Consider the following 24,333-nt stretch of genomic DNA (forward strand, 5'->3'; position numbering starts at 1 on the left):
ATTTACAATAATTACAAAGCGTTACTTTTTAGTAGCGTTTTTTTTTGTTAAAATATCTATAAAATATTCTGATTAACAAATTCTTAACGAGATTAAAATATATCTTTAATTCATTATTGATTTTAAATTATATGAATAAAATATTTTACTTATTTACATTGTTTACGATTTGCTTAAATGCGCAAATTGTAAATTTAAAAATATTAGATCTTTCTGATAATTTTCCATTGGACGATGCCGATGTATATTTCAAAAATTCAACAAAGAATTTTATTTCGGATATGGAAGGAAAAGCTATTGTTGATTTGAGTAATGTTTCGCAAACAGATGAATTAATCGTGTCGAAAAAAGATTACCAAGATGCAGTAATCAAAGTTTCAGATTTGAAATCAGATATGGTCGTTAAACTTGAGAAAGTATCCGAAGTTGAGTTAAAAGAAGCTTTTGTAACGAACCTGAAAACTGAAGATATTTTGAAAAAAGTTTACGATAATTATGACAAAAATTTTAAGGTTGATGAATATTATTTCTTAGTCAATTTTCAACAAAATTTATTATTTAACAATATCTATCAAGATTTTATTGATACAAATTTACAATTCAAATTCAAACGTGGTGATTTGAAAATCAAGTCGAACGGAATTGTGAATAATGAAATAAAAAGTGGTTGGCAACCAAATGCAAATATAAAATTATCAGAATATTTGAAGAGCTATTATTTGAAAGATGTTTATATTCAGTTATTTGTGAATAAACTAAATGATAAGTCTTTATTAGAAAATAATTTAACTATAACAAAATATGCTGATTCTTTTGTTTATGAAATTCACTTGAAAACGAGTTCAACTGATTATTATTTAATTATTGATAAGAAAACATTTGCAGTGATAGAATTTTCTTTAATATCTTATAATCGTGATAAAGAAGTTTCTCCCAATAATTTTTTGCGTGAAGGAAAAGTTTTTTATAAATATCGTCCTCATAAAGGGAATTGGGTTTTGAAGGAAACTTCTGCAATTTGGAATGTGACTTATGAAAAAGAAAATGAAAAAACCGATTTAGACATGAATTTTAGTATAATTGTGAATGATTATAGTTTAAAACCTTTTCCTGAATTCAACAAATCGGTGAATGAGAAAATGGACATTCGTAGAAGTTTTAAATAATCGATTTATGAAGAAGATATTTTACTTATTTACATTGTTTACGATTTGTTTAAATGCGCAAATTGTAAATCTAAAAATATTAGACCTTTCTGATAATTTACCACTTGATGATGCCGATGTATATTTCAAAAATTCAACAAAGAATTTTATTTCGGATATGGAAGGAAAAGCTATTGTTGATTTGAGTAATGTTTCGCAAACAGATGAATTAATCGTGTCGAAAAAAGATTACCAAGATGCGATCATCAACGTTTCTGATTTGAAATCTGAATTAACAATTAAACTTGAAAAAGTATCCGAAGTTGAATTAAAAGAAGCTTTTGTAACGAATTTAAAATCTGAGGATATTTTGAAAAAAGTAATTGAGAATTATGATAAAAACTTTAATACAGAACAGCATTTTTATAAAGTAAACTTTGTACTTGATGCAATAATGGATTCTGTTAATAGAGATATGATTGATGTTGATTTACAGTTCCGTTTCAAAAAAAATAATTTAAAAATACATTCAAATAATGTTGTGAATAGAAGAATTGTTGGAGAAGGAAGGCAATTAACATCATTGTATCATATGAATGAATATTTTAACCATATTTCTTTGTTGGAATTTGTCAAGAAAATGCAAGAAAGAACATCTGAAAATAAATATGACGAAAAAGTTATCATTTCTAAATATGCAGATAAGTACATGTATGAGATAGAATTGAAAAATCCAAAAGTTAATTTTGTTTGTAATTTTCTGATTGATAAAGAATCGTTTGCAATTGTAGAAAGTTTTACGAAAAGAGAAAATGAACATTCTGAGAAATTTGGATATACAATCCATAATAATGAGGTGATGTATAAATACAGACCCTATCAAAATAAATGGATTTTAAAGGAGAGTTTTAGAAATTGGAATTCAACTTTCTTGGAGAAAGATAAAAGTCAACATACAAATGACATGAAAATAAAGCTCGAAGTCAAAGATTTTAGCATACAACCATTTCCTGAATTCAACAAATCGGTGAACGAAAAAATGGATATTCGTAGAAGCTTTAAATAAAAAAAATCCAAGAAAATTATTTCTTGGATTTTATATTTTATTCAGTCTTTGGTTTGCGAACCACAGGTAAAATTTCACCTTTTTCTAAGCAATATTTTTGAACATCTTCCGACGGAATTTGTTTTGTGTAATCTACTTTTTCGACGATAAAACCTACATCTTCCAAACGTCTGTAATAATCTAAACCATAGACACGAACGTGATCGTATTGTCCAAATTTTTCTTTACGTTCTTCTTTTGTTGTAACCGTTGGATCTTCGTACGTTACATCACGTTGATACGAAATCGGAACTTGCAGAATTCCCCAACCTCCTGGTTTCATGACACGAAATAATTCGCTCATCGCTTTGTGATCGTCAGGAATATGTTCCAAAACGTGATTACAAAAAATGATATCAAATGTATCATCACCAAAAGGTAAATCGCAGATATCTGCTTTTACATCTGCCAAAGGCGATTCTATATCACTTGTGATGTATTCTAAATTCTTCATCGCACGAAAACGTTTGATAAAAGATTGCTCTGGAGCAATGTGCAAAACTTTTGCTTTTTCAGTAAAGAAAGACGTTTCATTTTTTAGGTACAACCACATCAAGCGATGTCTTTCTAATGAAAAAGTTCCGGGTGAAAGTACATTATCACGCTGTTTTTCGTAACCATAAGGCAACAAACTATAATAACCTTGTCCATCAATTGGGTCTACGAAGCGATTTCCTTTCATAAACCAAACTAAAACAGGACGAATAATATAACTACCTTGTATTAATAAAGGACGAGGTAGAATATTCATAATTTTTTTTAAAAGCTTTTTCACAAAAGTTTTCTTAAGGTTTGAATAAAAATGGTTTTTCTTCGTCAGATACGATTCCTAAAGCATCGTAAATAAACTGATAAGTTGACAATAATTTTGGTTCGCCATCTACCACACAAACATCGTGTTCGAAGTGAGCCGAATATTTATCATCGCGCGTTGTAACCGTCCAGCCATCTGGATGAAAGAAGACTTTTTCAGTTCCCATATTTACCATTGGTTCAATAGCTAACACCATTCCTTCTTCAATTTTTTTACCAGATCCACGACGTCCATAATTAGGAACTTGCGGTTCTTCGTGCATTTTACGACCTAATCCGTGTCCAACTAATTCACGAACGATTCCGTAACCTTCTTTTTCACAATATTGTTGAATTGCAAAACCGATATCACCTACGCGATTACCTTTTTTCATTTGTTCTATTCCTTTGAACATAGATTCTTTTGTAATGCGTAATAATTTTTCAGTTTCAGCATCTACTTCACCAACTGCAAATGTATAAGCGTGATCTCCGTAAAAATCATTCATATAAACACCACAATCTACCGAAACAATATCTCCTTCGTTAAGTGGTTCATCGTTTGGAATTCCATGAACAACTTGTTGATTTGGAGAAATACAAAGGTTTTTAGGGAAATCGTACATTCCTAAAAATGCGGGATACCCACCATTGTCGCGAATAAATTCGCCTCCTAATTTATCTAAATGATTGGTTGTAACACCAGGCATTACTTCTTTGGCTAACATACCCAAGGTTTTTGAAACCAATTGAGCGCTTAGGTACATTAGTTCTAATTCTTCTTTACTTTTTAAATGTATCATAATCCGAAAAATCCTCTTTTCTTTTTCTTCTCAGGAGCTTTTTGTCCGTTTGCGTGAACACTTAATTCAATCTTTTTTGTAATGATTTGATAAACGTCACTCCAACCTGGGAAACCTCCTAAATTTCTATCGTCGATAAAGATATCGGCATTTATTTTTCGACTTTGCGTATTTTTATCAAAATCCTCTCCGTCAAAACTATTGTTGATGGCATAAAACTCAATTCCATTTTTTTTACAGAATTCTACAGCCTCATCTAAGTATTTACCACTACGATAAGTCCATAAAGTAAGGCGATATCCGTCGTTTTGTAATTGTTTCAATGTTTCGAAAGCGAAGATTTTAGCTTTTCCAATTTCTGGATATTTATCATCTACCACAGTTCCATCAAAGTCAACAGCAATAATTTTATTAATCATGTTTGTAAGTATTTAAAGTTATTTAGGTTATTTTTTTTGAACAATAATGTTTCCGGTCATTTCAGTTGGAATTTCAATTCCCATCAAAGTTAAGATAGTTGGTGCAATATCTCCAAGTTTACCATGTTCAACATTCCATTCGATATTTTTCTGAGCCAAAATAAATGGAACAGGATTCGTTGTATGTTGCGTATTCGGTGATCCATCTTCGTTCATCATAAAATCTGAATTTCCGTGATCAGCCAAAATCACCACATTGTAACCATGTTCTAAAGCTGCATTTATAATTTTTTCCGCACAAGAATCTACTACTTCAGCAGCTTTTATTGCCGCAGACATAACACCTGTATGTCCAACCATATCTGTATTAGCGAAGTTAAGACAAATGAAATCCGCTGATTCTTTTTCGATTTCTGGTACAATTGCATTTGTAATATCATATGCTGCCATTTCTGGTTTCAAATCGTAAGTCGCAACATCTCTTGGCGAAGCACATAAAATACGAGATTCACCAACGAAAGGTTCTTCGCGACCACCATTGAAAAAGAAAGTTACGTGTGGATATTTTTCAGTTTCAGCAATACGAATTTGCTTACGACCAGCATTCGCAATCACTTCTCCTAATGTATTAACAATGTTTTTCTCATCAAAAATTACCGCAACTCCAGTATATGTAGCATCATATTCTGTCAATGTGATATATTTTAGATTTAATTTATGCATTCCAAATTCTGGGAAATCATGTTGTGTTAAAACTTCTGTGATTTCACGTCCACGATCAGTTCTAAAATTGAAACAAATCACAACATCATCATTCTCGATTTTAGCTTTTGGTACACCATTTTCATCCGTTACAATAATAGGTTTGATGAATTCATCTGTCACACCTTCATTATAAGATGCACGAATTACTTCTAATGGATTTGTTGTTGTTTCACCAACTGCATTTACCATTGCATCGTATGCTAATTTCACACGTTCCCAACGTTTATCACGATCCATTGCATAATAACGACCAGTAATCGAAGCGATTTCTCCTGTTGATTTTGTCATGTGGTTCATCAATTCTGTGATAAATCCTTCGCCAGATTTTGGATCGGTATCACGACCATCTGTGAAAGCATGTACAAAAACATTTTGTTGTAAACCTGATTGATTTGCTGCATCTAACAAACCTTTCAAATGATTGATATGTGAGTGTACACCACCATCAGAAACTAAACCGATGAAATGTACTTTTTTGTTATTCTCTAAAGCATATTGAAAAGCATCTTTTAAGATAGGTTCGTTTTGTAACGTTCCGTTTTCAGCCGCCATATTGATTCGAACTAAGTTTTGGAAAACTACGCGTCCAGCACCCAAGTTCATATGTCCAACTTCCGAATTACCCATTTGTCCTTCTGGTAAACCAACGGCTAAACCAAACGTATCCAACGTAGAATGTGGAAATTTCTCGAAACAGCTATCTATAAAAGGTGTATTTGCTTGCGCGATTGCAGAAACAGCAGGGTTTGGTCCAATTCCCCATCCGTCCAAAATCATTAATATTGCTTTATTGTTCATTTTTCTTGTAATAATTAAGCCCAAAGATAAGCATTCCTTGGGCTGAAAGTTTATTTTTTGTATGGTTTAATTTGCGACTTCACTGATGAATTTGATACGCATTAAACGTAATTCTTCTTCATCATAATCGTCACCAAATTCATCTAACAATGATGACATTGAGTCAGAATCTGCGTCCATCAAGAATTCATAAATTTCCTCTTGTTGATCTTCGTCCAAAACTTCGTCAATGTAATAATTGATATTTAATTTTGTTCCTTGATAAACGATACTTTCCATTTCTGAAAGCAAATCGCTCATCGTCATATTTTTTGCTTCCGCAACATCTTCAAGATTTAACTTTCTGTCTGTCGATTGAATGATATAAACTTTGTGACTCGATTTGTCAGCAACTTGTTTAATCACCATATCTTCAGGTCGAATAATGTCGTTGTCTTTAACATATTGCGCAATAAAATCTACAAATTCTTTCCCGAATTTCTGAGCTTTTCCTTCTCCAACACCAAATACATTTGTTAACTCCTTAACTGTTGTTGGATATTGCATTGTCATATCATCTAAACTCGAATCTTGGAAAACTGCAAAAGGTGGAATTTGATGTTTTTTAGAGATTTTTTTACGTAAATCTTTCAATTGTTTCAATAAAACATCATCAAAAGCAATAGGTGCAGAAGATGTTTCTTCTTTTTCAAAGCTACCTTCTGATAATAATTTTTTGAAATCAATATCTTCGGCAATTTCAAAAGAAGTTGGCTTACTAATGAAATCTTTTCCAGATTTGGTAATTTTTAAAATACCATATGATTCGATTTCTTTCTCTAATAAATTACGTACAATTAATTGGCGTAAAATAGATTTCCAATAATAATCTTCTTTTGCTTTTCCAATTCCGAAGAAATCTTCAGAGCTCAAATTATATGATTTTGTAATAGAAGTTTCTTTACCAACTATAACATTTACAACATCATTTAATTTTAATTTTTGATTTGTTTTCTGAACAACATCTAATGCAATTACTGCATCATCTTTTGCTTCAATCATTTTTTTAGGATTGCGCATATTGTCGTCCATATTTGCCCCTTCGCCGTTTTTGTCGTCGAATTCTTCTCCAAAATAATGTAACAAAAATTTACGACGCGACATCGAAGTTTCGGCATATGCTACAACCTCAGAAAGTAATTGCATTCCAACTTCGCGTTCTGCAACAGGTTTACTTGCTAAGAATTTTTCTAACTTTTCGATATCTTTATAATCATAGAAAGCAATACAAACACCTTCACCACCATCGCGACCTGCACGACCAGTTTCTTGGTAATAACTTTCTAACGATTTTGGCATATCGTAATGCATTACAAAACGTACATCTGGCTTGTCAATTCCCATTCCGAAAGCAATTGTAGCGACAACGACACTTGCATCTTCCATCAAAAACATATCTTGATGTTTGCTACGTGTTTTGGCATCTAAACCTGCGTGATAAGGAATAGCATTGATTCCGTTTACTTGTAAAAGTTGCGTAATTTCTTCAACTTTTTTACGACTCAAGCAATAAATGACACCAGATTTACCATCGTTTTGTTTGATAAATTTGATGATTTGTTTGTCTTGATCAACCTTTGGGCGGATTTCGTAAAATAAATTCGTACGATTAAAAGAATCTTTAAAAACTTTAGCGCTTTGCATTCCCAAAGTTTTCTGAATATCTTCTTGTACTTTTGGTGTTGCTGTTGCAGTTAAAGCAATAATTGGCGCATCACCAATTTTGTTGATAATCGCTTTTAGATTACGATATTCTGGTCGAAAATCGTGTCCCCATTCAGAAATACAGTGCGCTTCATCAATAGCAAAAAAAGAAATTTTTACCGATTTAAAGAAATCGATGTATTCTTCTTTTGTCAAAGATTCGGGTGCAACGTACAACATTTTAGTTACCCCATCTTTAATATCTGTCATAACTGTTTTCGTTTCTGACTTGTTTAAAGATGAGTTTAATACGTGGGCAATTCCATCATTTTCAGAAATTCCACGTATAGCGTCTACTTGATTCTTCATCAGCGCGATTAAAGGGGACACAATAATCGCGACTCCATCTGACATTAATGCCGGTAATTGATAACATAAAGACTTACCTCCTCCAGTTGGCATCAAAACAAATACATCTTCTTTATTTAGTAAGCTTGTAATGATTTCGTGCTGCTGTCCTTTAAATTGGTCGAAACCAAAATATTTTTTTAGGTAAGATGTTAAGTTTTTCGAAGTGGCTTCCATCTACACAAAAGACTAAAATTAATATTATAAATTAAATAGTTCCTATATTTGATAACTCTTAAATATACACATAAATTTTATATGATTTATATATAATTGAGTGTAAATAAAAAAGGAGAGTAAAAGTACGAAAAATTTTAAAAATAGACAATAGAAATTTTATTGTGGAAAATTCAGAATTAATACAAATAGCGCAAGGGGTATTTCGAGAAGAAATTCAAGCGCTGGAAGCAATAGCTTCTCGTATTAGCGAGTCTTTTGTTGATGCGGTAAATGCGATATATAACACGAAAGGGAAGTTGGTAGTTGTTGGAGTAGGAAAGAGTGCACATATTGCAAATAAAATTGTAGCAACCTTAAATTCTACCGGAACTCCAAGTCAATTTTTACATGCGACGGAAGCTATTCATGGCGATTTGGGTCTTGTACGACCAGAAGATGTGGTGATTTGTATTTCGAAAAGTGGAAATACGCCAGAGATTACATATTTGGCTCCGATTCTTAAACAATATGCTTCGGTTTTGATTGGATTGACATCAAATTTGAAATCAGAATTAGCAAAAAATTCAGACATTGTTTTGGATGTTAATATTGATAAAGAAGCTTGTCCCGTAAATTTGGCACCAACAACTTCTACAACGGCTCAATTGGTAATGGGTGATGCATTGGCGGTAGCTTTGATGAAATTGAGAGCGTTTACACAAAACGATTTTGCAAAATATCATCCAGGTGGAGCTTTAGGAAAACGATTATTGTGGACAGTAGAAAATATTGTTGATCCAGAAAGAAAACCTTTTGTGTATCCAGATTCTTCGATTACAGAAGTCATTAATTCATTAACATCAGGTCGTCATGGAATTACAGTTGTGATTGATAATGATAAAATTGTTGGTGTGATAACAGATGGAGATTTGCGCCGAATGTTATTAAATAATGAAACTTTTGCACATTTAACTGCGAAAGATATTGCTTCAATGAATCCGAAAACAATCAAAAAAGCTGAAAAAGCAAGAGAAGCTTTAGCGATTCTTCGTCACAACAGTATTGGACAATTGGTGGTGGTTGATGAAGAAAATCATTATTATGGAATTTTGGATATTCACTCAATTTTAAACGAAGGAATCGAATAAGCGTATGGCAGATAATACAAAATCGAGTATGTCATTTTTGGCTCATATTGGTGAGTTGAGAGGACATTTGGTTCGTTCTATTTTATCAATTGTGATTACATCTATTGCAGTCGCTATTTATTGGGACGAATTGGTGGAACATGTAATTATGGCTCCATTAAAATCAACTTTTCCAACGTTTGATATTTTTAATCAATTTGGTGAATTAACAGGTTTCGGAAAAATTTATACCGAATCATTTGATATTTCGAAAGAATTGACCAATCTTAATCCATCAGGACAGATCACTTCACAGTTTTTTGCAGTAATTGTGTGTGGTGTAATTATCGCAATTCCTTATATTATTTTTGAAATTTGGCGATTTGTAAAACCAGCATTAAAAGAAGCTGAACGAAAATATGCAGGATTTACCATTTTCGCTGTTTCGTTTTTCTTTGTAACAGGAGTCTTATTTAGTTACTATATGTTGCTACCATTGTGTACACAATTTTTATTCACTTATGATCCTTTTGGTGTAGGAAATACATGGACATTGCCAAGTTATATCGATTTATTTGTTCAATTATTATTATCGATGGGAGTTATGTTTTTGATGCCAGTTTTCGTTTACTTCTTAACGAGTATTGGAATCTTAACTCCAAAATTCTTGAAAGAATACCGTAAACACGCATTTATTGTTGTATTAGTGATTGCAGCTGCGATTACACCAAACGATGTGTACAGTATGATTTTAGTTACAATTCCTCTTTGGTTATTGTACGAACTAAGTGTATTGGTTTCAAATTCAGTTTATAAAAAACAATTGAAAGCGAAAAGTAACGACTTAGTAAAGAATTAACAATGTTATGCTTGCATAATAAAATAAATTAGTTATTTTTACATAAAAGAAAAAGTAAACACAAAATTATGAAGATATTAGTTTGTATTAGTAGTGTACCAGATACTACAGCAAAAATCAACTTCACAGCTGACGGAAAATCATTTGACAAAAATGGCGTTCAGTTCGTTATTAACCCGCACGACGAATTTAGTTTAAACAAAGCAGTAGAGTTACAAGAAAAACAAGGAGCTACTGTTACAATTTTAACTGTTGGAGATGCAACTGTAGATCCAGTTATGCGTAAAGCTTTAGCGATTGGTGCGAATGATGGAATTCGTATTGATGCTGATGCTCGCGATGATTTCTTTGTTGCTACACAAATCGCAAAAGCTGCTAAAGATGGAGGTTTCGATTTAGTATTGACAGGAAAAGAATCAATTGATTATAATGGTGGTTCTGTACCAGGATTAGTTGCTGCAATGTTAGATTATGGTTTTGTAAACGGATGTATCGGTCTTGATGTAGAAGGTTCTTCTGCAAAAGCTGTTCGCGAAATTGACGGAGGAAAAGAAACTGTAGAAGTTACTTTACCAGCTGTTATCGCAGGACAAAAAGGATTGGTTGACGAGGCTGCATTAAGAATTCCTAATATGCGTGGAATTATGCAAGCGCGTACAAAACAAATCGCAGTTGTTGCACCAGAAGCGACAGAAACTAAAGTTGAAGTTGTTGGTTATGTAAAACCTGCTGAAAGAGGTAATGTAACATTAATCGACAAAGACAATGTAGCAGAATTGGTAAGATTATTACACGAAGAAGCTAAAGTAATCTAATTATTCACCTAAAAAGAAATTAAAAAATGGCAATTTTTGTATACGCAGAGTCACACGACGGAAAATATAAAAAAGCAGGATTAGAAGCAGTTTCTTACGCAAAAGCTACAGCTGATGTTGCTGGAGATACTGTTACAGCAATCGTTTTTGGAAATGCTACTGCTGACGAATTATATAAATATGGAGCATCTAAAGTAGTTAAAGTTGATAATGCAGCTTTAGCAAAATTTGATGCAAATTCTTACGCAAAAGCTTTGGCTGAAGTTGCTCAAGGAGATGTTGTGGTTTTACCATCAACAAACGAAGGAGCGACTATAGCACCAGTTTTAGCATACAAAACAGGAGCATCTTTAGTAACAAATGTAGAAAAATCTCCAACAGCAGTTTCTCCATTCACAGTTGCACGTAAAGCATTCTCTGGAAAAGGAGTAGAAACTGTTGCAGTTTCAGGAAAAGTTGTAGTTACAGTTCTACAAAACGCATTCGGAGCAAAAGAAAATGCAGTTTCAGGTTCAGAAGAATCAGCTTCAGTATCAGTTTCTGATGCAGATGCAAAAGTAAAAGTTGTTTCAACAGAAATGGCTTCTTCTGATAAAATCGATTTGAAAGAAGCGGATATTGTTGTTTCTGCAGGTCGTGGAATGAAAGGTCCTGAAAACTGGGGAATGATCGAAGATTTAGCAAAAGTTTTAGGAGCTGCTACAGCATCATCTAAACCAGTTGCTGATATTGGTTGGAGACCGCATGCTGAGCACGTAGGACAAACAGGAAAAGCAATTGCGCCAAATTTATATATCGCAGTTGGTATTTCAGGAGCTATTCAGCACTTAGCTGGAGTTAATGGATCTAAAACAATTGTTGTCATCAACAATGATCCAGAAGCGCCTTTCTTTAAAGCGGCTGATTACGGAATCGTAGGAGATGCTTTTGAGATTGTTCCTAAATTAACTGAAGAGTTAAAAAAATATAAAGGTCAAGCTTAATCATTTTAAGCTTATAAATTCAATCCGAATCATTTAGGTGGTTCGGATTTTTTTTATTCATTAAAAAAAGATTAAATATTCATCAGTTTTTCATAGATTTACGCCCAAATGGACAATTTAATTAGATTAAATATTAAAGGAATATCTTACAGTCAAACTCAGACTGGCGCATATGCGTTGATTCTAGAGGAAAATGTAGGAGGAAGAAAGTTGCCAATTATTATTGGGAGCTTTGAGGCACAATCAATCGCATTAGCTTTAGAGAAAGATATTAATCCACCTCGTCCATTAACACACGATTTGTTTATTTCATTAGGAAAAGAATTTCAATTGAATGTTGATTCTATTTATATTTATAAATTAGAAGATGGCGTTTTCTATTCGAATATTATTTTTGTAAATAATGATGGACAACGTGCCGAAATTGATTCGAGAACTTCTGATGCAATTGCGTTGGCTGTTCGTTTCAATGCACCTATCTATGCCTATGATAATGTTGTAGAGAAAGCCGGAATTCATTTGGACGTTATTGAAGAAGAAGAAAATATACGTCGCGCAGCAAATAACTTCGAAGATGATTTGGATATCTTGGCTGGTTTAGAAAATGATTTGTCTGATATCAACGAATATGAAGGTTGGACAAAATCTGAACTTGAAACTGAGATGGAAAAAGCTGTGAAGAATGAAGATTACGAATTGGCAGCTCGCCTTCGTGATCAAATCGATAACATGGAAAACTAATAACTATTTCAAATAATTATGTCTGTAAAGCTTAGACTTACAATCATGAGTTTCCTTGAGTTTGCGGTATGGGGAGCATACCTAACCTCTATGGGAAATTACTTAGGATCAGTTGGCTTAGGTCCAAAAATTGGTCTTTTTTACGCGATGCAAGGTATTGTGTCGATTTTTATGCCCGCGATAATGGGTATTGTAGCGGATAGATGGATTCCTGTACAACGTTTGTTGGGATTGAATCATTTATTAGCTGCACTTTTTATGTTTGCAGCAGGTTATTATGGAATGACAGCTGGAAACAATGTAGATTTTACAATAATCTTCGCACTTTATTCGGTTAGTGTGGCGTTCTTTATGCCAACAATAGCCCTTTCTAACTCAACAGCCTACACAATTTTAAAACAAAATAATTTAGACACAATCAAATCCTTTCCTCCAATCAGAACGTTTGGAACAGTTGGTTTTATTGTAGCGATGTTATTTGTTAATTTCTCTGGATTTAAAGATGGTGTTTTTGGATTTAACTTTTCAAGTGATCCAACATTCGTAAGTTTTCAATCCAATTATTATCAGTTCTTTGTATCTGGATTTTTAGGAGTTATATTGTTTTTATACAGTTTCTTATTACCTAATTGCCCAGTTAACAAAAGTTCTGAAAAACAATCTATTTCTGATGCATTTGGTTTAAAAGCTTTTGCATTATTTAAAGATAGAAAAATGGCAATTTTCTTTATCTTTTCAATGCTTTTAGGCGTTTCTTTGCAAATTACAAATGGATATGCAAATCCATTTATCACAACGTTTAAGGATATTCCAGATTATGCCAATACGTGGGGAGCAAGTAATGCAAATGCTTTAATTTCGTTGTCTCAAGTTTCTGAAACATTGTGTATTTTATTAATTCCTTTCGTGCTAAAACGATTCGGAATCAAAATCGTGATGTTGATGGCAATGGTAGGTTGGGTCTTACGTTTCGGATTATTTGGATTAGGAGATCCAGGATCTGGCGTTTGGATGTTTATCTTATCAATGATTGTTTACGGAATCGCTTTCGATTTTTTCAATGTATCAGGTTCGTTGTATGTAGACAAAGAAACAAACGAAGAAATTCGTTCTTCTGCACAAGGAGTTTTTATGATGATGACCAATGGTTTTGGAGCAACAATCGGAATGTTAATTGCACAATACATCGTGAATCATTTAGTGTATAGTCAAACTGATTTGACATTGCAGCTAGAAGGATGGAGACATTCTTGGTTTATTTTCGCAGGCTACGCATTAGTTGTTACGGTATTGTTCGCAATTGTGTTCAAATACAAACACAATCCAGACGAAGTACAAGATGTAAAACATTAAGGTGTAAAAAATATAAAAGCAAGAATCAAAATTCTTGCTTTTTTTATGCTCGTAATTTTTCTAATTTTCTTTATCTGATCTTTTATACGTCACAAACGAGTAAGCATACGGATGCTTTTCATCCTTTTTGAAATCTTGTCGTTCTACTTCTTCCCATTCGTCCGAGTCAATTTCTGGAAAATAAGTGTCTCCATCAAATTCGTGATGAACTTCTGTGATGTACAAAACATCTGTAAATTCCATCGCTTGTTTATAAATATTTCCACCACCAATAATGTAAATATCATCGTCAATTTTTTTTGCAGCTTCTATTGCTTTTGCTAAAGATGAAGCAATTTCGATACCTTCTGCATTCCAATTCTGATCTCTTGTCACAACAATATTGGTACGATTTGGTAAAGGTCTACCTAATGATTCGAATGTCTTTCGTCCCATAATAATAGGATGTCCAGAAGTTATACTTTTGAAATGTTTCAAATCATTTGGTAAATGCCAAATCAAATCGTTTTTTGCACCAATTACGTTGTTGCTTGCTTTTGCTACTACAATGTTTATCATAAGTTATAAGGTAAAAAAAGCTATCCTTTTTGGGGATAGCCTAACAAATATAATAATTTTAGCGAATTATTTCATTTTATTTATTGCATCTTGTAATTGCTCCACTTGTTTTGCAATAGTTGCAGATTTAATTGTTTTTGCAGCATTCGTTTTCACTTGCAACGCTTTTTCAGCCATCATTTTCACCGCTTGTCCAGCTTGTGGATTTTGCTCTTTCAAGTATGGATAATAGCGCGAATATGTTTTCGCAATTTCAGCTGTTGCATCTGGTGTATCATTGTTCATAATCCAATTGAAAGCTTGTTCAGCAATTTTTCCTTTTTCTGGATCTTGGAATTTTACGAATTCATACATCGCAGCAGATTCAGAAATTAAAGCAGCTTTATCCAATTGATTATTTTTAATCCAAGTCGGAACTAATGCCATTGCTAAATCTGGTGAACCTTTAATCACTTCATTGTCAAGATTAGTTGTTAAATCATTAATTTTTGAAGGATTATTTTTTAAGATTCCTGTTAATGAAGCTCCTTGAACACTAAACGATGGACTTTTTGAAGCTTTCTCGAAAATTGTTGCATCATAAATATTGGCATCATTCAAAGCACTTAAAGCTGCCGCTTGAACCAATGTTTTAGGATCGTTAGAAGCTAATTGTTTTAATTTTGATGAAGCTTTATCTACAATCGTTTTTGATTTTGTGTCCAATTTATGAATCGCATAAATTCTTAATCCATCAAATGAATCATCTAAAGCATTAACCAAGGCATCAGCCGCTTTTGGATTAGTTGCTTGCGCATTTGCCATTGCTTCAATCGCTAATAAACGTGTCGTGTAATTTCCTTTTCCAGCTTTGTATTGCGCAATAAAATCTTCAACAGGTTTTTTATCGTCGATATCTGCTAATAAAACTTGATCCGCATTTGGAATAACGACATCAGGTTTTTGGTTTGCTGCAAATTCGAAAACAGTTTCGGCTTGTTTTGGAACCCAAACTTGTTGACGCGTTGTTTTTCCATTTTCGACAATATCAATCGCAAAAGGAAATTCAAATAATTTTGAAGCATCTTGACGAACAACAACTTTTATTTTTTTATTTGCTGAAGAATAATCTGAAACAACTGTTAATTTTGGATGACCATTTTCGTAATACCATTGGTTAAAAAACCAGTTCAAATCACGACCAGAAACTTCTTCCAAAGCTAAGCGTAATTGTGCAGATTCAGCTTTTCCGTATTCGTTATCTTTCAGATATTTGTTCAAACCTTTGAAGAAAGCATCATCTCCCAAGAAATTTCTCAACATATGTAAGATGATTCCACCCTTGTTATATGAAACACCATCAAACATATCTTCGCGAGAATTGTAATGAACTCGAACCAAATTTTTCGTTGGTCCATCACCTTGTTTGTAGCCAAACATTTCGTTGTAACGATGCTCGTCCGCTTTCTCTTTTCCGTATTTATGCTCAAACCATAAATATTCGGAATAGTTTGCAAAAGATTCATTCACTGTTAAATTTCCCCAACTTTCTGCCGTAACTAAATCTCCAAACCAATGGTGGAATAATTCGTGCGCAATCACATATTCAGCCGTATTTTCATCGACTAATTGACCAGCTTTCTGCTGAACACCATCATGAAATAAAGAAGCTGTTGTATTTTCCATTGCTCCAGAAACATATTCACGAGCTGTCATTTGCGCGTATTTGTCCCAAGGATAAGGATAGTTTAATTTATCAGAAAAGAACTGAATCATTTCTGGCGTATTACCAAAAATTTGCTTCGCAACATCTTTATATTCTGGCTCTACATAATAATCAACATTGATATTTTTCCATTTATCATTGATGACTGCGTAATCTCCAATCCCGAAAAAGAATAAATATGGTGCATGTTTTTTATCGAATTTCCAATAATCAGTTTTTGTTCCATCTGAATTTTTCTTCGAAGATTTCATCGTTCCATTTGATAATGAAACATATTTATCAGGATATGTTAACGTGATTTCTTGCGAAGTTTTTTGATTTGTTTTATCAATTGTCGGGAACCAACAAGAAGAAGATTCTGTTTCGCCTTGTGTCCAAATTTGAGTAGGATAATTTGGTCGATCACCTTTTGCATTGATAAAATAAACACCTTTTGCATCGTTTATCGCCGCACTTCCTTCTTGTTTTACTTCGTTTGGACGCGCTGTATACTTGATGTAAAGTGTATATTCTTGATCTTTTTTGTATTCTTTATCCAAATCGATGACTAATTGTAAATCATCGTATTTATAATTTAATTTTTTTTTTGTAGCACCATTTACCAAAGCGACTTCGCTAATCAACATTGCTTTTGCGTCTAATGTAACTTTGTTTGTAGCATAGAAATGTGGTTTCAATGTTACCCAAGCTTCACCTAAAACGTGCTCTTTTGCATAATCAAATTTAAGATCCAATTTGGTATGAACAAGATTATTAATTCGTTCTGCTTCTGCACGATAAATATCTAATTTGTTCGTTTGGTTTTCGTTATAACTCGGCGGTGGCGTCATTACTTGCGCATAAGTAAGACTTGATATAATAAAGGCTGATGAAAGCCAAAGGATTCGTTTTTTCATCGTAAAAATTTATTTCTATTGGTTGATAATTTTCTCGAAAAGTTACAAAAAAAGCCTCCAATTTGGAGACTTTAAGTGTTTTTTTATGATTAAACTGCTACAATTCCTTTGATGTGAGGATGAGCTTGATAATTTTCTAATTCGAAATCTTCGTATGTAAAATCAAAAATATCCTTTACATTCGGATTGATTTTCATTGTTGGAAGAGGAAAAGGTTCGCGTGTTAATTGTAGTTCAACTTGTTCAAAATGATTTTTGTAAATATGTGCATCTCCAAAAGTATGCACAAAATCGCCGACTTCTAAATCACAAACTTGTGCAACCATCATTTGTAATAACGCATATGACGCAATATTGAATGGAACACCTAAGAAAATATCTGCACTACGTTGATACAATTGCAACGATAATTTTCCATCATTCACATAAAACTGAAAAAATGCATGACATGGAGCTAAAGCCATTTGATCTAATTCTCCAACATTCCAAGCAGAAACTATAATTCTACGTGAATCAGGATTGTTTTTTATTTGATCAATCGCAACTTTAATTTGGTCAACAACTTCTCCATTTGGTTTCCCCCATGAACGCCATTGATGACCATAAATAGGACCTAAATCACCATTTTCGTCAGCCCATTCGTTCCATATTCTTACACCATTATCTGTTAAATATTTGATATTCGTATCACCTTTCAAAAACCACAACAATTCGTAGATAATCGATTTTAAATGTAATTTTTTAGTCGTCACCAAAGGGAAACCTTTCGACAAATCGAAACGCATTTGGTAACCAAAAATACTTTTAGTTCCTGTTCCCGTTCTGTCTTCTTTAAAAGCGCCTTCTGCTAAAACCTTTTTACATAAATCGTGATATTGTTGCATTTTGAGTATATTTAACCTTTCAAATTTAGTGATTTTTTTTAGAATGAAAATTAGTTTAATTTTTACAATTTTAGTGCTTTTTATGTTTTTTGCTTCGTATAGCAAATCAGATTTTGGACGAAAAATTGCGCAACATTTTTATTTCCAAACTTTATTTAATGTTGTTTTGGTGGTTGTTTTTGTGTCAAAAATTGTTCATATCAAACTAAATTTAATCTCAATGATTTCGCTAATTGTTATTGGTTGCATGTTGTATATGAGCTTTCCAAATTATTTACAACAATTGAAGAGAAGGATAGGTAAATAGTTACGTATAATTTTTTATCTTTGCACTTATGAAAAACGAAGCGGGAATTTTTGGTTTAAGACCAGTAATAGAAGCGATTGAAGCAGGGAAAACAATCGACAAAATTTTTATTCAAAAAGGTTTACAAGGTGAAATTTTTTCTGAATTGAGAAAATTAATCACTGAATATGAAATTCCTGTAAGTTATGTACCTGTAGAAAAACTAAATCGTTTTACAGGAAAAAATCACCAAGGAGTCTATGCATTTATTTCGCCAATCGAATTTGATTCAATCGAAAATGTATTACCTCAAATTTGGGAACAAGGAAAAACACCTTTTATCTTGATTTTAGATCGTGTTTCTGATGTTCGTAATTTTGGTGCAATCGCTCGTACAGCAGAATGTGTTGGTGTTGATGCAATTATTATTCCAGCAAAAGGTTCGGCTTCTGTAAATGCAGATGCGATCAAAACTTCGACAGGAGCGTTGTACAATATTCCGGTTTGTAAAGAAGGAAATTTAGTGAATGTTATTAAATATTTACAATCGGCTGGAATCTCAATTTTTAGTGCTTCTGAAAAATCAGCAGAATTTATTTATGATGCAGATTTCTCTGTTCCTGCAGCTATTGTGATGGGAAGTGAGGAAGATGGAGTTTCGGATTCTATTATTAAAATTTCGGATAAAATTATTAAATTGCCTATGGCTGGACAAACTGCTTCACTGAATGTTTCGGTTGCGGCTGGAGCGATTTTGTACGAAGCTGTTCGCCAAAGAATGTTACAAGATTTATTTTAAAAACATATAACGATGACCTATTCTACTTTTATTGGATTTTTGTTGATTGCGATTAGCGTTGCAATGTACTATTTTACAAATTTAGATATCTCAAGATTATTTGCGGACAAAGAATTTTTAGTCGGAATAACAGGAGGTGCTGGAGTTGGATTTATACTTGGTGGATTCTTAGGTTGGTTGTACAAATACAAAGCAGTGAACAAAGCGAATGCAGAAATTGCAAACGAAGAAAAACGTAAAGTTGCAGAACAAAAAGCACAAGAAGCAGCTGCAAAAGAGCAAGCAAAGTTAGATGCGCAACAAGAAAAAGAAGAATCAGGTTTATTGTAAAATATAAATTAGATAAAATAAAAACGGTCGAAAATTAATTTTCGACCGTTTTTTTATGTTGTATTTCTTGGTAATAAAAACAAGGAACTAAAATTAATAAAAACATGGGCTGAATGAGAAATCTTCTCACATAAAATAAAACCATTTCGCCTGATGAAAAATGTGTTGAAATCAAATAATTATAGATTGGTAAAAGAACGATTAATCCGATAATCATAATAATGATAGAGAATTTAACGTAACTTTTTTTCCAGAAAATAAACCAAACAATTAATACCGTTAATAATGTATTAATTAGATAGCGAACCATCAGACTTGCGTTTAATTTTGGTAAATCAATTTCAGGAAATTTTGAATGTCCAACAAAATGAAAGTATTCTAAGAAAGGATCATAAAATAAAATATCTTCAAATTTTCGGACTAATATTAATCCAAAAACAAGTAAAACTGCAATTGCATAACGTAAATATTTATTTAGCATTTTGCTTATTGTATTTTGTTACAAAAAATTTGATCCAAACAATCCAAAGAATCACGATTGAACCATAAATAATTGCAGGGAATAGATAATCGTGCGCCATTTTACCATATTCTGCGTGGTATCTAAAAATATAATTTAACAACATAATTCTCGAAATATTCATCACAAAAAGAATTGCTAAACCAGACAAAATAAACAAAAAAGTTTGTTTGAAATTCGTGTAAAAAGCAACGATAAACGCTATGAAAATTATCAAAATAGAAATCGCATTACAACCTTCATTTACAATAGACGCGACTTGTCCGTCCATTACCAAACGCATCCAAGGTTGATTTTCTGCAATATTAGAAAAAGTAAAAAAACCACATTTGTTCAAACCAAAAGCTGTTACATCAGATGTTAATTTTGTAAATGGATCAGGGGTATTGTGCGGTAAATATTGATCCAAATACAATTTATAAGCTAAACTTAAAATAATGTAAGTTCCTAAAAAACGTGCAAGGAATAACAATAAAGGTTTAAATTCTTTCATTTGGTTAAAAAATCTTGAACAAATATAAATGAAAAACGTCAACTTTTGATTAAGTTATGATTAATCAATAAATTTGCTTTTTTAGAAGTAACAAAATGCAAGATTTACATAAACGCGTGGATGTCATAATTGATAGCGCAATTTCTACGGAAGATAGATTACAAAAGATTTGTCAATTGTTGAGTGACGAAGTTGAATACTATAATTGGGTGGGATTTTATTTCAAGAATGGAGATAAAAATGAACTAAAACTTGGACCTTATGTTGGTGCAGCTACCGATCATACAATAATTCCTTATGGTAAAGGAATTTGTGGGCAAGTGGCAGAATCTAACGAAACTTTTGTTGTGCCAGACGTTTATGCACAAGATAATTATTTGGCTTGTTCAATAGAAACGAAAGCTGAAATTGTTGTTCCAATTTTCAAAAATGGAGAAAATATTGGTCAAATTGATATCGATTCGCACAAAATTAATCCGTTTACAGAAGACGATACAAAGTTGTTAGATTACGTTTGTCAGCGAGTTTCAGAAATTATTTAAGCAATGATTGATTTAATTTTAAAATATTTTCCTGATTTAACGGAAAAACAAATCGAACAATTTTCGAAAGTTGGTGATTTGTACAAAGAATGGAACGATCAAATCAATGTTGTTTCTCGAAAAGATATTGATGAAATTTATACGAACCATATTTTACATTCTTTAGCGATTGCAAAAGTGATGGAATTTGCAGATGGTTCTTCTGTTCTGGATGTAGGAACTGGAGGTGGTTTACCAGGAATTCCGTTGGCAATTTTGTTTCCGAATGTTCAGTTTCATTTGGTGGATTCTATCGGAAAAAAAATCAAGGTTGTAAAAGGTGTGGCTGACGGTTTAGGTTTGACGAACGTAAAAGCAGAACAAAAACGTGCCGAAGAATTAACAGATAAATACGATTTTGTGGTTTCTCGTGCGGTGACAGCAATGCCAAGATTCGCAGAATGGATTCGAGGAAAATTTAAAAAAGAAGTGATTAATCCTTTTCCTAATGGCTTATTATATCTAAAAGGAGGTGATTTGACAGAAGAATTAGCAGGTTTTCCAAATGCTGTTTTGTTTGATATTCAAAACTTTTTTGACGAAGATTTCTTCGAAACGAAAAAAGTCGTTTATTTAGAAAAGAAAGATATTTAATTTATAGAAATTATATACTTGAAAACCGAAGTCAATTCGATTTCGGTTTTTTATTTTAACAATTATTGAATTAATCCAAAAAATGAATCTTTAAAACGTTATTTTATCCAATACTTTAAGTTCTTTTTAAGAGGTTTTCTCGTCAAAATTGACTATATTTGTTTGTTTTAAAAAGTTAGAGACATATTATGAGTAATAACACATATACGGCGGATAATATCCAAGCGTTAGAAGGAATGGAGCACGTACGTCTTCGTCCATCGATGTACATTGGAGACGTCGGAGTTAGAGGATTACACCATTTAGTTTACGAGGTTGTTGATAACTCTATTGATGAAGCTTTAGCAGGATACTGTGATACAATCAAGGTAACAATTTTAGAAGGAAACTCGATTCGTGTCGAAGATAACGGACGTGGTATTCCTGTCGACTTACATAAAAAAGAAGGAAAATCTGCATTAGAAGTTGTAATGACGAAAATTGGTGCAGGTGGTAAGTTTGATAAAGATACGTACAAAGTTTCTGGAGGTTTGCACGGTGTTGGAGTTTCGTGTGTTAATGCACTTTCTAACCATTTATCGGCAGAAGTTTTCAAGAACGGAAAACAATATATTCAGGAATATTCGAAAGGGAAACCTTTGTACGATGTAAAAGAAGTTGGAACGACTGATAAAAGTGGTACAACAGTAACTTTTACGCCAGATGATACAATTTTCCAAGAAGTACAAACATATAACTATTCTACTTTAGCAAATCGTTTGCGTGAGTTAGCTTTCTTGAACAAAGGAATCAATATTGTATTGGTTGATGAACGCGAAAAAGATGCTGAAGGAAATCCTGTTACAGAAACTTTTCATTCTGAAGAAGGATTAAAAGAATTTGTTGAGTTTATTGATGGTAGCCGCGAATCTATCATGGACAAAGTAATCTTTATGGAAGGAGAACGTGATGGAATTCCAGTTGAGGTTGCAATGCGATACAATACATCGTATAACGAAAATGTACATTCGTATGTAAATAACATCAATACACACGAAGGTGGAACACATTTATCTGGTTTCCGTCGTGCATTGACACGTACATTGAAAAAATATGCCGAAGAAAACTTTAATCTTGCAAAAGAAAAAGTTGAAATCGTTGGAGATGATTTCCGTGAAGGATTAACAGCAGTTATTTCGGTAAAAGTAATGGAGCCTCAATTTGAAGGACAAACGAAAACGAAATTAGGAAACTCTGAAGTTTCTCCTGCGGTTGATAAAATCGTAGCAGAAATGTTAACGAATTTCTTAGAAGAAAATCCAACAGAAGCAAAACAAATTGTTGATAAAGTAATTTTAGCAGCAAAAGCTCGTCAGGCAGCGAAGAAAGCTCGTGAAATGGTACAACGCAAAAACCCAATGGGAGGAAGTGGATTGCCAGGAAAATTAGCGGATTGTTCTTCTCGTAAACCAGAAGAGTCTGAGTTATTCTTAGTCGAGGGAGATTCTGCCGGAGGAACGGCAAAACAAGGTCGTGATCGTCATTTTCAAGCAATTTTACCATTACGTGGTAAAATCTTAAATGTTGAAAAAGCGATGGCGCACAAAGTTTTGGATAACGAAGAGATTAAAAATATATATACAGCTTTAGGTGTAACAATTGGAACTGAAGAAGATTCGAAAGCGCTTAATATTTCGAAATTGCGTTATCATAAAGTTGTGATTATGACCGATGCCGATGTCGACGGTTCTCACATCGCGACATTAATTTTGACATTCTTCTTCCGTTACATGAAAGAATTGATTGAGCAAGGACATATTTATATTGCAACGCCACCTTTATATTTAATTAAAAAAGGAGCGAAAGCAGAATATGCTTGGGACGAAAAAGATCGTGAGCGTTTAACTGCCGAATTCTCTACAGATGGTTCTGGTAAAGGAGTTACAATTCAACGATACAAAGGTCTTGGGGAAATGAACGCAGAGCAATTATGGGATACAACTCTTAATCCAGAGCACAGAACGTTGCGTAAAGTAACAATTGATAATGCGACAGAAGCAGATCGCGTGTTCTCTATGTTGATGGGTGATGATGTACCGCCTCGTCGTGAGTTTATCGAGAAAAATGCACACTATGCAAAAATTGATGTTTAAGAGTTTATTCTAATTAAGATAAAAAAAATCCGTTCAAAACTATTGAACGGATTTTTTTTGTTTAAACTCTTATTAAAGATTAATCGTATATAGATAACTGTTTAGAAAAGAAAATGTTCCATTTTTGTTGCTGAACTACATTTGCAGAATGGTTTGTTTCTTTATCATATTTAATTGCCATATCATTATATTTTTTTGAAACTTCTTTAATTAAATTTTGAAGAGTTATATTGAAATTACTCGTAGTAAATTTTGTTGTTTTATACTTTTTTAATATTTCTTTAATAGTTAAAATTCCTATGTCAAAATGTCCTTGCTCATGAATCAATAGATTGTCTGTGACTTTATTCATTTTTGCCCACGATTTAGTTTGATCTAATTCTAAGATAATTTCAAAACCATTGATGGTAATTGAATCCCCTTCAGTTTTTACACTTTCTATTTTTGTACGAAACTTATAAGAAGTGTAAGCTGTAAAAGAAGAGTTATTGTCAATTTTCCCTTTGAAATCATCCCAAGTCAATCTTCCTGTATACTCTTGGTTATTAACAATTATTTTTTGACCAAAACAGATTGTTGAAATAATTAAAGTAAGTTTAA

25 protein-coding genes are annotated in these 24,333 nt (G+C 32.8%); 14 read left to right on the forward strand and 11 right to left on the reverse strand.

Annotation, left to right across the window (positions count from 1 at the left end; genetic code table 11):
• Window positions 1–131 precede the first annotated feature (131 nt).
• On the forward strand, window positions 132–1,166 hold the full coding sequence (locus N5D46_RS05775; protein WP_115001891.1) for a hypothetical protein: 1,035 nt from the start codon (window positions 132–134) through the stop codon (window positions 1,164–1,166).
• 7 nt (window positions 1,167–1,173) lie between these two features.
• Window positions 1,174–2,211 carry a hypothetical protein gene (locus tag N5D46_RS05780; RefSeq protein ID WP_125349799.1) on the forward strand — a complete coding sequence of 346 codons (1,038 nt, stop codon included), beginning with the start codon at window positions 1,174–1,176 and terminating at the stop codon, window positions 2,209–2,211.
• 37 nt (window positions 2,212–2,248) lie between these two features.
• Here N5D46_RS05780 and N5D46_RS05785 read toward each other — a convergent pair whose 3' ends face one another.
• From N5D46_RS05785 to recQ, 5 genes are all read right to left on the reverse strand, one after another.
• Window positions 2,249–3,001: a class I SAM-dependent methyltransferase gene (locus tag N5D46_RS05785; RefSeq protein ID WP_115001888.1), complete on the reverse strand. Its 753-nt coding sequence runs from the start codon at window positions 2,999–3,001 to the stop codon at window positions 2,249–2,251.
• Between the two features lie 34 nt (window positions 3,002–3,035).
• Window positions 3,036–3,845 carry a type I methionyl aminopeptidase gene (gene map, locus N5D46_RS05790; protein WP_125349798.1) on the reverse strand — a complete coding sequence of 270 codons (810 nt, stop codon included), beginning with the start codon at window positions 3,843–3,845 and terminating at the stop codon, window positions 3,036–3,038.
• Complete coding sequence (locus N5D46_RS05795; RefSeq protein ID WP_115001885.1) at window positions 3,842–4,264, reverse strand: hydrolase; 423 nt, start codon at window positions 4,262–4,264, stop codon at window positions 3,842–3,844. The genes map and N5D46_RS05795 overlap by 4 nt, the downstream gene beginning before the upstream one ends.
• Before the next feature lie 27 nt (window positions 4,265–4,291).
• Window positions 4,292–5,827 carry a 2,3-bisphosphoglycerate-independent phosphoglycerate mutase gene (gene gpmI / locus N5D46_RS05800; RefSeq protein WP_280049432.1) on the reverse strand — a complete coding sequence of 512 codons (1,536 nt, stop codon included), beginning with the start codon at window positions 5,825–5,827 and terminating at the stop codon, window positions 4,292–4,294.
• 66 nt (window positions 5,828–5,893) lie between these two features.
• Window positions 5,894–8,095 carry a DNA helicase RecQ gene (recQ, locus tag N5D46_RS05805; protein WP_125349796.1) on the reverse strand — a complete coding sequence of 734 codons (2,202 nt, stop codon included), beginning with the start codon at window positions 8,093–8,095 and terminating at the stop codon, window positions 5,894–5,896.
• A 164-nt stretch (window positions 8,096–8,259) separates the two neighbouring features.
• Between recQ and N5D46_RS05810 the strand changes: the two genes are divergently transcribed.
• The 6 genes from N5D46_RS05810 to N5D46_RS05835 all read left to right on the forward strand — a co-directional run bounded on the left by N5D46_RS05810 (window position 8,260) and on the right by N5D46_RS05835 (window position 13,955).
• Window positions 8,260–9,225, forward strand: coding sequence for a KpsF/GutQ family sugar-phosphate isomerase (locus tag N5D46_RS05810; RefSeq protein WP_221854509.1), 966 nt, complete (start codon window positions 8,260–8,262; stop codon window positions 9,223–9,225).
• Between the two features lie 4 nt (window positions 9,226–9,229).
• On the forward strand, window positions 9,230–10,063 hold the full coding sequence (gene tatC / locus N5D46_RS05815) for a twin-arginine translocase subunit TatC (RefSeq protein ID WP_115001876.1): 834 nt from the start codon (window positions 9,230–9,232) through the stop codon (window positions 10,061–10,063).
• A 68-nt stretch (window positions 10,064–10,131) separates the two neighbouring features.
• A complete protein-coding gene (locus N5D46_RS05820; RefSeq protein WP_115001874.1) occupies window positions 10,132–10,878 on the forward strand; it encodes an electron transfer flavoprotein subunit beta/FixA family protein in 747 nt (248 codons plus the stop codon).
• 26 nt (window positions 10,879–10,904) lie between these two features.
• Window positions 10,905–11,861 carry an electron transfer flavoprotein subunit alpha/FixB family protein gene (locus tag N5D46_RS05825; protein WP_115001872.1) on the forward strand — a complete coding sequence of 319 codons (957 nt, stop codon included), beginning with the start codon at window positions 10,905–10,907 and terminating at the stop codon, window positions 11,859–11,861.
• 108 nt (window positions 11,862–11,969) lie between these two features.
• Window positions 11,970–12,602, forward strand: a complete 633-nt coding sequence (locus N5D46_RS05830; RefSeq protein ID WP_280049433.1) for a bifunctional nuclease family protein — start codon at window positions 11,970–11,972, stop codon at window positions 12,600–12,602.
• Window positions 12,603–12,620: 18 nt separating this feature from the next.
• Window positions 12,621–13,955, forward strand: coding sequence for an MFS transporter (locus N5D46_RS05835; protein ID WP_280049434.1), 1,335 nt, complete (start codon window positions 12,621–12,623; stop codon window positions 13,953–13,955).
• A 60-nt stretch (window positions 13,956–14,015) separates the two neighbouring features.
• On the opposite strand, the gene N5D46_RS05840 is transcribed toward N5D46_RS05835, so the two are convergent.
• The 3 genes from N5D46_RS05840 to N5D46_RS05850 all read right to left on the reverse strand — a co-directional run bounded on the left by N5D46_RS05840 (window position 14,016) and on the right by N5D46_RS05850 (window position 17,998).
• Window positions 14,016–14,513: a dihydrofolate reductase gene (locus N5D46_RS05840; RefSeq protein ID WP_280049435.1), complete on the reverse strand. Its 498-nt coding sequence runs from the start codon at window positions 14,511–14,513 to the stop codon at window positions 14,016–14,018.
• Window positions 14,514–14,579: 66 nt separating this feature from the next.
• Window positions 14,580–17,114 (reverse strand): M1 family metallopeptidase, encoded by a 2,535-nt coding sequence (locus N5D46_RS05845; protein ID WP_280049436.1) that lies wholly within the window; start codon window positions 17,112–17,114, stop codon window positions 14,580–14,582.
• Window positions 17,115–17,203: 89 nt separating this feature from the next.
• Window positions 17,204–17,998: a thymidylate synthase gene (locus N5D46_RS05850; protein WP_180905207.1), complete on the reverse strand. Its 795-nt coding sequence runs from the start codon at window positions 17,996–17,998 to the stop codon at window positions 17,204–17,206.
• Window positions 17,999–18,041: 43 nt separating this feature from the next.
• On the opposite strand from N5D46_RS05850, the gene N5D46_RS05855 reads away from it, so the two are divergent.
• The 3 genes from N5D46_RS05855 to N5D46_RS05865 are packed head-to-tail and all read left to right on the forward strand — an operon-like array spanning window position 18,042 to window position 19,413.
• On the forward strand, window positions 18,042–18,305 hold the full coding sequence (locus N5D46_RS05855; protein ID WP_221854513.1) for a hypothetical protein: 264 nt from the start codon (window positions 18,042–18,044) through the stop codon (window positions 18,303–18,305).
• 28 nt (window positions 18,306–18,333) lie between these two features.
• Complete coding sequence (rlmB, locus tag N5D46_RS05860) at window positions 18,334–19,083, forward strand: 23S rRNA (guanosine(2251)-2'-O)-methyltransferase RlmB (protein WP_219034413.1); 750 nt, start codon at window positions 18,334–18,336, stop codon at window positions 19,081–19,083.
• A 12-nt stretch (window positions 19,084–19,095) separates the two neighbouring features.
• The gene (locus N5D46_RS05865) at window positions 19,096–19,413 is read left to right on the forward strand and encodes a hypothetical protein (RefSeq protein WP_125349789.1); all 318 of its coding nucleotides are present in this window, start codon (window positions 19,096–19,098) and stop codon (window positions 19,411–19,413) included.
• Window positions 19,414–19,447: 34 nt separating this feature from the next.
• Here N5D46_RS05865 and N5D46_RS05870 read toward each other — a convergent pair whose 3' ends face one another.
• On the reverse strand, window positions 19,448–19,894 hold the full coding sequence (locus tag N5D46_RS05870; RefSeq protein ID WP_125349788.1) for an exosortase F system-associated protein: 447 nt from the start codon (window positions 19,892–19,894) through the stop codon (window positions 19,448–19,450).
• The gene (gene xrtF, locus N5D46_RS05875) at window positions 19,884–20,426 is read right to left on the reverse strand and encodes an exosortase family protein XrtF (protein WP_180905205.1); all 543 of its coding nucleotides are present in this window, start codon (window positions 20,424–20,426) and stop codon (window positions 19,884–19,886) included. Before xrtF ends, N5D46_RS05870 begins: the two co-directional genes overlap by 11 nt.
• Window positions 20,427–20,521: 95 nt before the next feature.
• Between xrtF and N5D46_RS05880 the strand changes: the two genes are divergently transcribed.
• The 3 genes from N5D46_RS05880 (at window position 20,522) to gyrB (ending at window position 23,733) form a co-directional block, all read left to right on the forward strand.
• A complete protein-coding gene (locus N5D46_RS05880; protein ID WP_038332644.1) occupies window positions 20,522–20,968 on the forward strand; it encodes a GAF domain-containing protein in 447 nt (148 codons plus the stop codon).
• Between the two features lie 3 nt (window positions 20,969–20,971).
• A complete protein-coding gene (gene rsmG / locus N5D46_RS05885) occupies window positions 20,972–21,601 on the forward strand; it encodes a 16S rRNA (guanine(527)-N(7))-methyltransferase RsmG (protein WP_181816332.1) in 630 nt (209 codons plus the stop codon).
• Window positions 21,602–21,789: 188 nt separating this feature from the next.
• Window positions 21,790–23,733 carry a DNA topoisomerase (ATP-hydrolyzing) subunit B gene (gene gyrB, locus N5D46_RS05890; protein ID WP_038332647.1) on the forward strand — a complete coding sequence of 648 codons (1,944 nt, stop codon included), beginning with the start codon at window positions 21,790–21,792 and terminating at the stop codon, window positions 23,731–23,733.
• Between the two features lie 79 nt (window positions 23,734–23,812).
• On the opposite strand, the gene N5D46_RS05895 is transcribed toward gyrB, so the two are convergent.
• A partial coding sequence (locus N5D46_RS05895; RefSeq protein WP_280049437.1) for a DUF922 domain-containing protein occupies window positions 23,813–24,333 on the reverse strand: 521 nt, incomplete at its 5' end.

The sequence above is a fragment of the Empedobacter sp. GD03865 genome, assembly GCF_029840775.1.
Classification (GTDB): Bacteria; Bacteroidota; Bacteroidia; order Flavobacteriales; family Weeksellaceae; genus Empedobacter; species Empedobacter falsenii_B.

Excerpts from the sequence above, each read along its gene's own strand:
- N5D46_RS05775 (WP_115001891.1), top strand. The coding sequence starts at position 132 with ATGAATAAAATATTTTACTTATTTACATTGTTTACGATTTGCTTAAAT.
- N5D46_RS05780 (WP_125349799.1), top strand. The coding sequence starts at position 1,174 with ATGAAGAAGATATTTTACTTATTTACATTGTTTACGATTTGTTTAAAT.
- N5D46_RS05785 (WP_115001888.1), bottom strand. The coding sequence starts at position 3,001 with ATGAATATTCTACCTCGTCCTTTATTAATACAAGGTAGTTATATTATT.
- map (WP_125349798.1), bottom strand. The coding sequence starts at position 3,845 with ATGATACATTTAAAAAGTAAAGAAGAATTAGAACTAATGTACCTAAGC.
- N5D46_RS05795 (WP_115001885.1), bottom strand. The coding sequence starts at position 4,264 with ATGATTAATAAAATTATTGCTGTTGACTTTGATGGAACTGTGGTAGAT.
- gpmI (WP_280049432.1), bottom strand. The coding sequence starts at position 5,827 with ATGAACAATAAAGCAATATTAATGATTTTGGACGGATGGGGAATTGGA.
- recQ (WP_125349796.1), bottom strand. The coding sequence starts at position 8,095 with ATGGAAGCCACTTCGAAAAACTTAACATCTTACCTAAAAAAATATTTT.
- tatC (WP_115001876.1), top strand. The coding sequence starts at position 9,230 with ATGGCAGATAATACAAAATCGAGTATGTCATTTTTGGCTCATATTGGT.
- N5D46_RS05820 (WP_115001874.1), top strand. The coding sequence starts at position 10,132 with ATGAAGATATTAGTTTGTATTAGTAGTGTACCAGATACTACAGCAAAA.
- N5D46_RS05825 (WP_115001872.1), top strand. The coding sequence starts at position 10,905 with ATGGCAATTTTTGTATACGCAGAGTCACACGACGGAAAATATAAAAAA.
- N5D46_RS05830 (WP_280049433.1), top strand. The coding sequence starts at position 11,970 with ATGGACAATTTAATTAGATTAAATATTAAAGGAATATCTTACAGTCAA.
- N5D46_RS05835 (WP_280049434.1), top strand. The coding sequence starts at position 12,621 with ATGTCTGTAAAGCTTAGACTTACAATCATGAGTTTCCTTGAGTTTGCG.
- N5D46_RS05840 (WP_280049435.1), bottom strand. The coding sequence starts at position 14,513 with ATGATAAACATTGTAGTAGCAAAAGCAAGCAACAACGTAATTGGTGCA.
- N5D46_RS05845 (WP_280049436.1), bottom strand. The coding sequence starts at position 17,114 with ATGAAAAAACGAATCCTTTGGCTTTCATCAGCCTTTATTATATCAAGT.
- N5D46_RS05850 (WP_180905207.1), bottom strand. The coding sequence starts at position 17,998 with ATGCAACAATATCACGATTTATGTAAAAAGGTTTTAGCAGAAGGCGCT.
- N5D46_RS05855 (WP_221854513.1), top strand. The coding sequence starts at position 18,042 with ATGAAAATTAGTTTAATTTTTACAATTTTAGTGCTTTTTATGTTTTTT.
- rlmB (WP_219034413.1), top strand. The coding sequence starts at position 18,334 with ATGAAAAACGAAGCGGGAATTTTTGGTTTAAGACCAGTAATAGAAGCG.
- N5D46_RS05865 (WP_125349789.1), top strand. The coding sequence starts at position 19,096 with ATGACCTATTCTACTTTTATTGGATTTTTGTTGATTGCGATTAGCGTT.
- N5D46_RS05870 (WP_125349788.1), bottom strand. The coding sequence starts at position 19,894 with ATGCTAAATAAATATTTACGTTATGCAATTGCAGTTTTACTTGTTTTT.
- xrtF (WP_180905205.1), bottom strand. The coding sequence starts at position 20,426 with ATGAAAGAATTTAAACCTTTATTGTTATTCCTTGCACGTTTTTTAGGA.
- N5D46_RS05880 (WP_038332644.1), top strand. The coding sequence starts at position 20,522 with ATGCAAGATTTACATAAACGCGTGGATGTCATAATTGATAGCGCAATT.
- rsmG (WP_181816332.1), top strand. The coding sequence starts at position 20,972 with ATGATTGATTTAATTTTAAAATATTTTCCTGATTTAACGGAAAAACAA.
- gyrB (WP_038332647.1), top strand. The coding sequence starts at position 21,790 with ATGAGTAATAACACATATACGGCGGATAATATCCAAGCGTTAGAAGGA.